This window comes from Halobacillus alkaliphilus, from assembly GCF_900113125.1.
Taxonomy (GTDB): domain Bacteria; phylum Bacillota; class Bacilli; order Bacillales; family Halobacillaceae; genus Halobacillus; species Halobacillus alkaliphilus.
This window is the reverse complement of record NZ_FOOG01000037.1, coordinates 1-12,451: the sequence shown is the minus strand read 5'-3', so window position 1 is coordinate 12,451 and position 12,451 is coordinate 1. Positions and strand designations below refer to the sequence as shown.

Sequence of the window (12,451 nt, the reverse complement as noted above, 5' to 3'; positions counted from 1 at the left end):
TCCATAGGACTTCTTTCTGTTTAACCCCCCATCCTTTGAGGTATGATGAGGTAGAAAATACTTTCCGTTACATAATTTCTTTTAAATTTGAGAGCTGGGTGAAACGATGGACACTATTATTTATCGCTTTTTCATTTTCTGGTACATATGCGGCGTTATTTTACTTACATTCGACTGGCTGCCACCTTGGCTGGAATGGGCCAACAGTGTATTCTTAATTACCGCAGGCGTGATTGCCATTATTTATTTTATTCGTATGTACGGAGCAGCTGGAGGCGTGCTCTACAGTTTATTCATTATTATTTTCAGTATCTATGTAGAACATCTGGGTGTCGCTTACAATTTTCTTTTCGGTTCCTATGATTATAACCAAAATTTTGGATTAAAGGTCTTCGATACGCCTGTAACCATTGGATTCGCCTGGATGCTGATAATTGGATGTTCTCATGAATTGGCGCGGGGGATTACGGAGAAATGGAGCGGCTTCTTCCGCCATATTTCTTTCGTTATTATAGGCGGGCTTCTCGCTGTTACGATGGATCTGATCCTTGATCCAGTTTCGTACAAAGTCAAAGAATATTGGATTTGGCAAGAGCCTGGAGTTTATTACGATATCCCCTTTTCCAACTTCATGGGGTGGTTTGTCCTTGCCGCAATATTTCACGCCGTATTTCTACTATGGAACCCGGTAAAGGTCTCTCACTCCTCGCTTTGGCCGTCTCGTATGGCCCTTACGTTTGGCTTGATTATTGGAATGTTCTGTATCATGGCCATTAGCGGAGGACTATTTGGCGCCGCCATATTAGTAGGGTCTCTTGCCGCATTATGGTATATTATTTATTTTTGGAGGAAGAAAGGCTATGCTGAAAGCTAAAAAGAATTCATTCATTGAATGGGGATTTTCCAAGTTTAATCGCTTTCTGTTGAAGTCACAGTTTAAGTACATTAATGTATCCTATTCTACTCTGCCTGACGGTCCTGCCCTATTTTTAATTAATCATTCTACGTGGTGGGACCCCTTGGTGATTTATCATTTGAATCGAGAGATCATTCAGTCCGATGGTTATGGAATGATGCATGAAGACGGCATCAGGCGCTTTCCCTTTTTCCGGCGGATTGGTGCTTTTTCCATTAACACCAATGATCGCAGACATCTGCTTCAATCGTTGAATTATAGTAAAGCACTTCTTGATCAAGGCAGCACGGTATGGATTTTCCCTCAAGGAGAGGAGCAGCATTTGGAGAAACGCCCGCTTGAGTTTTTTACAGGTATCGCCTACATAGCTAAAAAGTGTCCTACCGTGCCTGTAGTACCGATTTCCATCTACTATTCGTTTGAGCATACTAAAAAACCAAACATCTATATTAAAATTGGAGATCCACTTGCTAGAGAAGAGTATTTTTCTTTAAATAGAAAAGAAATGACACGTTATTTTGAAAATTGTTCCACCGAACAGCTGGATCAGCTGCGTGAAACGATTATTAAGGAAGACCATCATTCGTTTAGAACCCTGTAGCAGAAAGGAAGGGATAGCGTGACTTTTTTTACCATTATCCTGATCATCACGGTTTTTCTCAATCTGTGGACGATCATAAACAGCTTTTTCTTACTACCTTTATCTCCAGCAGATAAGTTAAAAAGTAATCCTCGTGTCTCTCTTCTTATTCCTTTGCGAAATGAAGAAGAAAACGTGGAGGGGCTAATGGATTCGCTCCATAGATTGAGCTATCCTTCGCTTGAGGTAATCTTACTGGATGACCATTCAGAAGATAAAACATACGAGAAGCTCTTACATGAAACGAGAAATGATCCGCGTTTTAAGGTGCGTCAAGGAAAAGAACTGCCTGATGGCTGGAATGGAAAAGTTCACGCGTGTTATCAGCTCTCGGAGTTAGCAAGCGGGGACTACTATTTATTCCTGGATGCCGATGCGCGCGTGGCACCGGCGATCATCGAAAAAACTCTTGCCACGATGGAAAAGCACGGGGCTTACATGCTCAGTGGCTTCCCTCATTATCCAAACGACCATTTCCTAAGTCATATGCTGGTACCGCTTCAACACATGGTCGTGCAGCTTCACTTGCCTCTTGCAGTAGCTAACTTCACAAAAAAACCAATGTTTACAGCGGCGTGTGGGATTTTCATTATGGTGGAACGAGACGCCTATGAAGCGATCGGCGGACATGAGTCCGTCAAAGGATCCCTCGTAGAGGACGTACACATCAGCAGGGAAATGAAAAAGAACGGCTATAAAATGGTACTTGCCAACATTACACCTTCCGTCCTTTCCTATATGTACCATCATCCTAAAGAAACGTGGGCCGGGTTCCAGAAAAACATCTATACCGGGTTAGGACGCTCAGCGCCGCTGGTCGTTATCTTATCACTGCTTTATACCATCTTATTTCTTGTACCATTTGGATTTATCGTCATGGCTGTTTTAGAAAGTAACTGGCTTTATGTGCTGCCCTACTTATTAACCGTATCCTTTAAAATGTATGTCGATGCTCGCACAGGTCATCCATTATGGCTGTCCTTTTTCATCCCCGTGTCGATTGTTTTACTTATATTAATTATGATTTCCTCCATGACGGTACATATCAGGGGAAAATCCTATCAGTGGAAAGGAAGGTCTTACGAATGAAAGTTGCTATAGTAGGCGGCGGATTAGGAGGACTTTCTGCGGCTGTTACCCTGGCCAAAGCGGGAGTCGAAGTTAAACTTTTCGAAAAGAATGACCATTTTGGCGGAAAGATGATGCCTGTCAATGAAGCAGGCTATCATTTCGATTTTGGTCCAAACACCATCACCATGCCAGATGTATTTCAAGATGTCCTTCGGCAGGGCGGTTTAGAAAAAGAACTCTCCTTCACAAAGCTTACCCATCATACAAGAAACCAATTTAAGGATGGCACAACCTTTGATTTGTCGTCAGACCGGCAGTACATGAAGCAGCAGCTCTACCATCTGGACAAAAAAGGATTTGAAAACTATGACGCCTTTTTACTGGAAATTGAACGGCTGTTCCATTTATCGAAACAATATTTTCTTCACCGCACATTTTCCGGATGGAAAGATTATCTCTCTCCTTCCCTGGCGAAAGGGTTTGCCCAGGTTAGGCCGCTTGAGTCGATGGATCATTTTTTCAGAAGATATTTTTCTCATCCTAGCATCATTCAATCTCTTAACCGTTATTCTACCTATGTAGGCTCGAATCCCTACGTTACACCGGCTACATTTGCCATGATTGCTCACCTGGAATTAAATGACGGAGTTTACTACGTCCCTGGCGGAAATACGAAGATCGCAGAAAACATGGCGAAAGCTGCAGAAAACCAGGGAGCTCAGTTATATAAGAACACACGAGCAGAAAAAATCTTAACCCATAACAAACAGGTCACTGGAGTGGTGGCTGGAGGCCATACATACGAAGCGGACTATGTGATCGTAAATGGAGACCTATTACAATCCGTTCCGGAATTAATTGATAATGAAAAGCGAAACTCATTATCTAATAAAAAACTCCGTTCCTTCGATCCTTCTATATCCGCTTTCGTTATTATGGCTGGACTGGACACCTCTGTGCCGGATTTACACCATCACCATGTTCTTTTTTCCAGAAATTACGAAGAGGAATTTTCAAGTTTAAAAAATGGTCACTATGCAGAAGAGCCTACCATCTATATTGGAACATCTGCTAAGTCGGACTCGACAATTTCATCAGAAGGAGATAATTGTTTCATCCTGGTTAATGCCCCAGCGCTAGGCACTTCAACTGAAATAGATCGCAAAAAGTATAAAGAGAAGATTTACGAGGAGTTAGCGTACTCTGGACTCCCGATTAAAAATCACGTATCTTTCGAAAAAGTGATCGGTCCTGAGGAAATCGAAAGCCGCTTCGGTGCATATCGTGGTTCCCTTTACGGTCCTTCCTCCAACCGCCGTCTCCAGGCGTTTATGAGACCCTTCAATCAGTCTCAGGATTTCAGCAATCTGTACTTCTGCGGGGGCAGTACACACCCGGGAGGCGGCTCTCCAATGGTCGTTCTCAGTGGTCAAAACGTAGCCAACCAGATCCTTGGGAAAATTGTTCATACAGAATAGGAAAAGGTCTGGAGGGGAACGGGGAGACTCCTGTGGGATATACATGATCGGTGAGACCCCGAAAAGCGTTAGCTTGAGGAGACTCAGCACAGAGGAGGTTCGACTAAAACCGCCACCTCGTGTGGCAACGTCGAACGACCCTGCGTCGTGCAGGGCCGGAAAGCGAGTCGTTCCCCGCAGGACCTAACTCTCTCACAAGATATCTCGAAACTGAGTCTTGCGCAAACGGGAGCTTAATGGAATTATCAACAGGATTTAATAGAGCCAGAAAAAAAGCAGATTATTGCATTTCCGCAATAATCTGCTTTTTCATTTGATCAGATACGTAGTTTCGCTTCCCAAAAACCTGATAATCGTTATTTCTCACTGTTTGAATGATAGCCCGATACATTTTCGCAGCTCCTCCTACAGGAGTTCTTGAATAAAGGGGGTACTCTGGCAGAGTAGCTAATGCATTACGATAGTAGTGCTCAGCATCCTGGGCTAAGTCTTCCCAGAGCTGTATAAATGCTTCATTTACCTTCTTGTTATGGAGATCTGAACGTGTATAACCATAGTCGATCATCATCTGTTCAGGGATGTAAATTCGATTATTATCCAGATCTTCTCCGATATCCCTCAGGATATTGGTGATCTGCATAGCATATCCAAGTTCAATGGCACCTGTTTTAACTCTGGAGACTTTACCGGGGGCAAGAACTGGCAGAAGCATAAGCCCGACCGTACTTGCGACATGATAGCAATAATGAAGGAGATCGTCTTTCGTATCAATCGTTTTCGGATATAAGTCCATGCGCTGACCGACTATCATCTCATAAAAAGGCTCCGGATCAAGGGGAAAACGTTCAAAAGCATCCTGAAGAGCAATCCAGCATGGGTCTTCCGTTTCGAGCCTGCCTTCCATAAAAAGATCAAACTCTACAGCAAATGCTTCCAGCTCTTCTTTTGGATTATCCCCTTCATCCACAATGTCATCGGCCCTTCGACAAAAGGCATAAATGGCCCATACAGCTCTCTTCTGATGTTTAGGGAGCATGGAGAAAGCTTTTGAGAAGGTCTTTGAATGTTTCTCTATTATGTTTTTGCAATGGTCATAAGCATGATTCAAGTCCATCATCTCTAAACACCTCGCTTATAATTATGCCTTTCTTCAGAACCATTTTGCAAATGATCCGCTAGCAGCTTAGCTCCCTGCATGACAATGGGAATGCCTCCTCCTGGGTGGATCGATGCACCAACCGCATATAGATTCGAAAGAGAATACGGCTTTAGCTGAGGGCGGAATACGCCAGACTGAAAAAGTGTTGGGGCAATACCGAAGCTTCCACCTCCATAAAGACCGTCTCTTTTGGCTTCTTCCGGTGTCCTCACCTTCATCCAGTTCACATGTTTCCTTAATTCAGGAAAACCTCTTTCCTCCATCTGCTGAAGCACCTGATCAATTAATTGGTCCTTTTTACTCCAGTCTACTTCGTCTCCCGCGGGCACAGGTATTAAGGTATAAAGAACCCCTTTACCAGCAGGCGCTAATGAATCATCAACGATCGATGGATGAAACGTGTAAAAAGAAGGATCATCAGGCAGCTCTTTGGTTTCAAATACCTGCTTCATGTGCTCGTCGAAGTTAGAAGACATGAAAAATTGATGGATGGTGTGATTCGGATAGATCTTATCCAGTCCCATGTATAGAAGCAGACAGCCGGATGAAGGGGTATAATTACGTTTATGCTGCCTTTCTTCAGGTAGCAATTGATCCATTGTAGGGAAATCCCCATTCAGAATAAGTTCATCTACTTGGAGCTCTCCCTCCCCAGCTGTAATAGACTGCACCTTGGAGTTCGATGTGTGAATCTGTTTTACTTCGGCACTGGTGTGAATCTCTACCCCTCGTTCTTTGAGACGCTCAACAATCAAATCAACCAGGTGGGCATATCCGCCCTTCATATACCAGATCCCGTGTTCATGTTCGCTGTACGAAACAAGTGAATACAGCGCCGGAGACTGCTCCGGGTGTCCACCAATATAAAGAGTCTGCAATGTATAAGCTTCAACCAGCTGTTCGTCTGAAAAATAGCTTCTCATCATCTTCCTGACATTTTGATAAGCTTTCAGCTGAATCAAAGTTCTAATATTCTGCCCAGAGAAAAAACGGCGTTTGTTCACGAAGGATTGCTCCAAAAACTGAGATTTCCCTCGAAGAAAACGAATTTTCATATCCTCCAGAAACCGGTCAAATTGTTTCTCATTTCCTGGAAATTTGGCTTTCAATTCCTGCTTCTGCTGTTCAGGGTCCGAATATTTAGTAAAGGTGCTTCCGTCTTTAAACCGTATATCATAAAGCGGGTCACATGGAATAAGCGGGATATCTTTTCGCTCAAGACCGCCTTCTTCCAATATACTGAGAAGCATCTCCGGCAGTAGCACAATGGTTGGTCCCTGATCGATTTTGTAAGGACCATTTTTCTCATAGGTCAATCGTCCGCCAAGATAATCATTTTTCTCAAAAATGGTTATTTTTCTTTCCTTTTCTTTGGAAAGAAGCAGAGCTGTTACTAAGCCGCCAATTCCGCCCCCTACAATAGCCGTTTGGATTTGCTTCATGAGGTTTCCTCCTCCTCTCTGATCCACCCTGTCGTAATTCTGGCTGATTCAAGGATGGTTGGCAGCCCGCTTCCCGGGTGCGTGCCACCGCCCACAAGCCAGCAGTGATCCAATTCTTGAAAGCGGTTGTGGGGCCGGAAGTACATCATTTGAGAAAGCTGATGTCCAAGGCTGAACGTAGCGCCTTTGTGAACAAAATGATCAGTCTGCCACTGTTTAGGTGTTAATACTTTTTCTGTAACAATATGATCTCGAATATCACTAAATCCAGTTTTACTTTCAAGCTCATCAAGGATAAGGTTTTTAAACGTTTCCTGCTTTTCATCCCAGTCGATTTCAGAGTAATTGTTCGGGACAGGGGCTAAGATGTACACAGCCGAATGTCCCTCTGGTGCTAATGTATCGTCTGTCACACTTGCGTTATGGATATAAATCGACGGTTCTTCGGATAGAACAAGTTCTTTCGTCATTTCATCAACATTTTTCTTGTAGTCTTCTGCGAAAAGAATCGTGTGGTGGGGCATCTGATCATAAAGCTTATCCAATCCAACATAGATCATAAACGTCGAGCAGGAATATTTTTTCTTAGCCAGATTTTTCTCAGAGTATTTTTTCAGCTCATTCCCCTCCACCATATGACTCATGGCATTAGCGAAATCAGCATTTACGATGACCTCATCCGCTTCAAATTCTTCCCCGGATTCTAGTTCAATACCGACGACTTTTTTACCCTCTGTTTTGAATTTGCGTACGCCGTTCCCGAGGTGGATCTGTCCTCCATGTTCCTCGGTGACTTTTGCCATAGACTTTGAAAGCTGGTTGACTCCGCCTTTTGGATGAAAGACTCCGTACTCATGTTCCATATAAGAGAGAATCGAAAAAGCTCCCGGACATTCCCAGGGAGACATGCCTAAATACTTTGCCTGGAATGTAAAAGCGATTTTTAATTTTTCATCTGTAAAGTAATCGGATAATACTTGATAAACCGACTTTCCGAGCGATAGCTTAGGAAGTGCTTTCAAAGCACGAAGACTTACATAATCGGTCAGCTTGTTATGGCGCGTCTGAAGCAAAGGAAGCAAGGCGTCCATTTTCTTTCTCGTATCGTTCATAAAACGGACGTAGCCTTTTTCATTGCCTGGGAAATGCTTGGAGATCACGTTCAGCATTTTCATGCGATCACGGTACATCGGCACCCGCTTCCCATCGAATTGCAGCTCGTACATCGGTGCAAGTTCGATTAAATCCATATAGTCATGAGCATTTCTGCCCGACATTTCAAATAATTCCTCGACGATATGAGGCATACTCAAAAAGGTCGGACCTATATCGAATGTATAGTCACCTAAAGAAAAATGCCCATTTCTTCCTCCGACGAATGGTTGTTTCTCAAAAACATGAACATCGTAACCTTTTGAAGCGAGGATCATAGCCGAAGCTAATCCCCCAGGCCCTGCTCCTATCACTGCTACTTTCTTCAACGCGCCCACCTTCTCTCTATATAACGACTAATCTAGAATCATTATACAAAATATCTATGTAGCAAACGAATAATAACCTTTATTCGATGTGCTCAAAGTACTTCTTTCGTCTTACTGAAAATTCTATTCCTTGCGCATTCCCTTATTATTGAAGAAAAAACCATAGGCAGCACATCCACTGGCGATTGTATGTAAATGATTCTTTTCGCCGCTAATTCTAAGACTCCTTCATAATTTCTTAAGATTCGCAAATAATAAGCCAGCAAGGAGGCTGATGGTGATGTACGCTAACCAAAGAATTTCAGGACCTTATTTCCCTTCTCACGTGACTTCTTCTCCTGATCAGAAAAGGTTAATCAATGAGCAGTTAAACCACTGGTGTGAAGAGATTGAATGCAGTGAACAAGCTTTGAACGATTCCCAAAAAGAATTCCTTCAACAAAAGAGCAAAATTATTAAATTAGCTCCTTCCACATTTATGAATTAATCCTCTCTGGGTGAATAACCATACACATATGCCGCCTCCTGCATACGCTGAGTATGTAAACAACAGGAGGTGAGCTTATGTACGGAGGCTATCCTTACGGCGGAAGACGTTGCGGAAGATATGGTGGAGCTGGTTATGGTAACAACTTTGCCTTGATCGTCGTATTGTTCATTCTATTGGTAATCGTTGGTGCAGCATTTTACTGCTAATGTAAATGAATGATCTTCCTAAGATACAGATATCGGGAAGATGGTTCAATTCAATCAAAAAAAGCACAGCCTGATGGCTGTGCTTTTTTTGATTTAACCAATGATTAACCTCTCTTTTGGATAATGGTAATTTCCTTTTGTTCTGTCTTTCTGGAAAGAGAACAAGAACGTCAATATACCGATTCTCCCAAGGAACATGAGAAGCATTAATACCACTTTTCCAAATGTGGTCATTCCCGGTGTAATACCTAACGAAAGACCCACTGTACCAAACGCAGAACACACTTCGAACAGAAGTTCATTTAAATTAAACGGCTCACTGATGGATAAAGCCATTAAAGCAATAAAACAAAGCAGCAAGGCCATCATCATAACTACCACGGCTCTGTTTAAATCTTCATTATGAACCTCTCTTCTAAACAAACGTATCCGGTTACCGCCTCTCGCAAAGGTTAAAATGAATATAATAACAAGCGCAAATGTAGTTGTACGTATCCCACCGCCTACACTGCTTGGAGACGCACCGATAAACATTAACGAGGACATAAACAGCTGCGTCTGTTCAGTAAACTGGTTTATATCCATGGTTGCAAGCCCACCGCTTCTTGTCGTGACCGACTGAAACAAGGCATAAAAAAATACTTCATGCCAGTCTTTGCCGGCAAAGAAATAATTAAACTCCAGCAGGATAATCATCCCAGTCCCTAGCAAAACAAGCATAAAAAAAGTGAACGTGGTTAATTTTGCAAATAATGAAAAACGAATCGTTTTTACATCATTATTATTAAACAAATACTGCTTGACTTCAATAAGCACCGGAAAACCGATCGCTCCTGCAATAATTAAAATCATATTAATAAATTGAACAAAATAGTCATCCTTAAAAGGAATAAGCGATTGGCCAGTAATATCAAACCCGCCGTTTGTCATAGCACTAATCGTGCCAAAAAAGCCCTGTAAGTAGGCTTCTCCAGGGTCATAATACTGCAGGAAATAAGTCCCCAGGGTTAGAAAACCGATTAATTCAATGAGGAGTACTACGAGCACGATTTCCTTGACCATCTGGACCATTCCCTGGAAGGAAGTCCGGTTTTGGTCTGTCATTATGAGCCGCCGCTCTTTCAAGCCTATCTTCTTTCCGAGCACAAGCCAGATCAACGTGCCGAGTGTCATAACTCCAATTCCGCCAAACTGTAATACTAATGCTAAAATAAATACCCCGGGCGTACTAAACGTCTCCGCTGTTGGAACAGTAGTCAGTCCTGTTACACTTACGGCGCTGACGGCTGTGAATAATACGTCTATGAAATCCAGTTTTACACCCGGTTTATGGGCTACAGGTAAGGCAATTAGTATAGATGAAATGGTAACCGCAATTAGATAGTATATGGCAATTAATTGAAATGGCGATAATTCATTCAGCCAGCGCAGGCTCTTTCTTCTCACCCACATACGATATCTCCTTTAACATGCTGTTTCCGACTAATGATTGAACACCATTCCTATTATAGCAGGGTAATGTAAGATTTTCTTTACCCGATTTATTTTTTTCGCCCGCGTTCTTATGTAAGGAGAACTAGAGCGGATTACGAAGAGGCTTCCTCCGCTTTTTTCTTGAAAGCCGCCAGCAGTTCTTCATTCTGGTATCCTTCGTCCATAAGCTGGCGAAGAGTCTTCTCAATTTGCTCCTGTTGGCGATTCACGATGGACCCCATAAAAATAACATTGATGTGATCCCCGATTACATTTGTGTCAATTGGTGTTACTAGAAACGTAGCTGGTTGGTTACTAGGTTTTGTAATTTTTACCTGCACCATAATTTCCTCATTGTTGTTGCACATGGTCTGGAAAAAATCCTGATAGCTTTGATCCACATACGCTTCTATGATCCACCGTCCATGATCGTCTTCACGGTTAATAATGAGTCCATCCAGCAGTTTAATCCGTCTTTGAGTAATATCTTCGTCTTTCTCTTCTATGATATCCAAAGAAATTAATTTAAAGGTTTTCATGGAAACTCCCCTCCGCAAACACATATTACCTTTATTATAGAGGACGGTTCCGATTTGAGCAAAGGCTGAATGATTTTACCAGATAAAGATTGGCAGCAGCCTATGGTTTAATTAAATACGTCTCTACAGCGTGCAGGTGCAATAGTGAGGCGGGTTAGCCATTTAACCTAACTCGCAGATTGGATGAATGGCTCAATTCCGTGTAAGCTAATAGAGACAAGCTTAGAATACAAACAGGGAGGTAATGGTGTGATGAAAGCAGTTCAAGTTATTGGATATGGGGATGTCGATCAATTACAAGTGGTGGAAAAAGACGTTCCGGAGCCCAAAAGTAACGAGGTTTTAATTAAAGTAAAAGCCTGTGCGATTAATAATACCGAAATCTGGATGAGAGAAGGCGCCTACGGAACTGGAGGCAAATCCGGCTGGCGTCCGGAAGGTGTCCAGTTCCCCCGAATACCCGGCTCAGATATAACAGGTACCATTGAAAAGGCAGGAAGCGAAGTAGAACAGGATATGATCGGCAGGGATGTCGTGGTCTTCCCTTTTACTTCAAGCGGAGACGAAGGTAAGGAACATATAGCGGAAGATATGTCTTTCATTGGCTCAGAGTACGATGGAGGATATGCGGAATACGTCGTGTGGCCTGCTGAGCTTTGCTTTGATATGCCCCTTTCTGATTACACAGAAAGCGCCGTGTTCTCTGTGAGTGGCATGACAGCGTGGCATATGATCGAACAACTTCACGTACAGGCCGGGGAAACTATTATGGTAACAGGAGCCAATGGAGGCGTCGGTTCATTAAACGTACAAATTGCTTCTCAAGTATTTGGTGCTAAAGTTATCGCCATTGTAGGCGACTTAGCCCTGGAAGAAAGATTGAAAGAACTTGGTGCAGACCACGTGTTGTCTTATCGGTCCGAGCGACTAGCCGAAGAAATCCTGGAGGCAAACGGGGGACCGATCGATTCTGTAGTGGATGTCGTGGGAGACGCTTTGTTTTCTACTTCTCTGGAGGTATTGAAAAAAGGCGGTAAATTCTGTACGTCTGGATCTGCCGGTGGGCAGAAGACAGAATTGGACTTTCGAACACTCTACTTGAAACATATTACTCTCTATGGATCGGTACTGGGAACACGAGCTGAGTTCAAGCTGATGCTTCAAGCCATTTCAGAAGGTAAAATTAAACCCGTGATTGACCGGACATTTCCTTTGGAAAAAGCAAGAGAAGCACAGACTTACTTTAAGCAAGCCGGCAAAACCGGAAAGATTGTTCTGATTCCATAGGAAAGGTGCTATTAAACCATAAATATTTAATCTTCCAGAACAGCCCCCGATACTATAAGGAGATAATTAGGGTCCATTGCAAACAATAGATGAGGGCGGCTCCGGAAACAACTCGCTTTCCTGCGGGGGAACTGGCAAGCCTCCTCAGTCGTTACCACTCCTTGTGGGGTCTCGCCTAGCTCCTTCTCCCGCGGGAGTCTTCGGTAGAAATTTTATGCAGATAATCCTTGCGAGCGTTCGCAATCTTTTCGTGGAGTCTGGCTACTTTA

12 protein-coding genes are annotated in these 12,451 nt (G+C 43.0%); 7 read left to right on the top strand and 5 right to left on the bottom strand.

The features are described from left to right. Positions 1-106 precede the first annotated feature (106 nt). From BMZ06_RS16085 to BMZ06_RS16070, 4 genes are read left to right on the top strand one after another with little or no spacing between them, the layout of a single operon-like run. Positions 107-874, top strand: a complete 768-nt coding sequence (locus BMZ06_RS16085) for a carotenoid biosynthesis protein (protein ID WP_089753522.1) — start codon at positions 107-109, stop codon at positions 872-874. Further along, a complete protein-coding gene (locus tag BMZ06_RS16080; protein WP_089753520.1) occupies positions 861-1,517 on the top strand; it encodes a lysophospholipid acyltransferase family protein in 657 nt (218 codons plus the stop codon). The genes BMZ06_RS16085 and BMZ06_RS16080 overlap by 14 nt, the downstream gene beginning before the upstream one ends. 18 nt (positions 1,518-1,535) lie before the next feature. Then, entirely contained in the window at positions 1,536-2,645 is a 1,110-nt protein-coding gene (locus BMZ06_RS16075) for a glycosyltransferase family 2 protein (protein ID WP_089753518.1), read from the top strand. After that, entirely contained in the window at positions 2,642-4,105 is a 1,464-nt protein-coding gene (locus tag BMZ06_RS16070) for a phytoene desaturase family protein (protein ID WP_089753516.1), read from the top strand. The genes BMZ06_RS16075 and BMZ06_RS16070 overlap by 4 nt, the downstream gene beginning before the upstream one ends. Before the next feature lie 280 nt (positions 4,106-4,385). Here the strand turns inward: BMZ06_RS16070 and BMZ06_RS16065 are convergent, their stop codons facing one another. The 3 genes from BMZ06_RS16065 to BMZ06_RS16055 are packed head-to-tail and all read right to left on the bottom strand — an operon-like array spanning position 4,386 to position 8,187. Continuing rightward, on the bottom strand, positions 4,386-5,222 hold the full coding sequence (locus BMZ06_RS16065; RefSeq protein WP_089753514.1) for a phytoene/squalene synthase family protein: 837 nt from the start codon (positions 5,220-5,222) through the stop codon (positions 4,386-4,388). 2 nt (positions 5,223-5,224) lie between these two features. After that, positions 5,225-6,706: a phytoene desaturase family protein gene (locus tag BMZ06_RS16060; protein WP_175477912.1), complete on the bottom strand. Its 1,482-nt coding sequence runs from the start codon at positions 6,704-6,706 to the stop codon at positions 5,225-5,227. Further along, on the bottom strand, positions 6,703-8,187 hold the full coding sequence (locus BMZ06_RS16055) for a phytoene desaturase family protein (protein ID WP_089753512.1): 1,485 nt from the start codon (positions 8,185-8,187) through the stop codon (positions 6,703-6,705). The genes BMZ06_RS16060 and BMZ06_RS16055 overlap by 4 nt, the downstream gene beginning before the upstream one ends. 280 nt (positions 8,188-8,467) lie before the next feature. On the opposite strand from BMZ06_RS16055, the gene BMZ06_RS16050 reads away from it, so the two are divergent. Together BMZ06_RS16050 and BMZ06_RS16045 are read left to right on the top strand one after the other, a co-directional pair. After that, positions 8,468-8,674 (top strand): hypothetical protein, encoded by a 207-nt coding sequence (locus tag BMZ06_RS16050; RefSeq protein WP_245756031.1) that lies wholly within the window; start codon positions 8,468-8,470, stop codon positions 8,672-8,674. Positions 8,675-8,751: 77 nt separating this feature from the next. After that, a complete protein-coding gene (locus BMZ06_RS16045) occupies positions 8,752-8,883 on the top strand; it encodes a YjcZ family sporulation protein (RefSeq protein ID WP_087946066.1) in 132 nt (43 codons plus the stop codon). A 93-nt stretch (positions 8,884-8,976) separates the two neighbouring features. Here the strand turns inward: BMZ06_RS16045 and BMZ06_RS16040 are convergent, their stop codons facing one another. Further along, positions 8,977-10,335, bottom strand: a complete 1,359-nt coding sequence (locus tag BMZ06_RS16040; RefSeq protein WP_089753507.1) for a TrkH family potassium uptake protein — start codon at positions 10,333-10,335, stop codon at positions 8,977-8,979. Positions 10,336-10,469: 134 nt separating this feature from the next. Further along, positions 10,470-10,895 carry a YwpF-like family protein gene (locus tag BMZ06_RS16035; protein ID WP_089753505.1) on the bottom strand — a complete coding sequence of 142 codons (426 nt, stop codon included), beginning with the start codon at positions 10,893-10,895 and terminating at the stop codon, positions 10,470-10,472. 252 nt (positions 10,896-11,147) lie between these two features. Here BMZ06_RS16035 and BMZ06_RS16030 point away from each other — a divergent pair, with 252 nt between their 5' ends. Continuing rightward, entirely contained in the window at positions 11,148-12,182 is a 1,035-nt protein-coding gene (locus BMZ06_RS16030; RefSeq protein WP_089753504.1) for a zinc-binding dehydrogenase, read from the top strand. Positions 12,183-12,451: the final 269 nt, after the last annotated feature.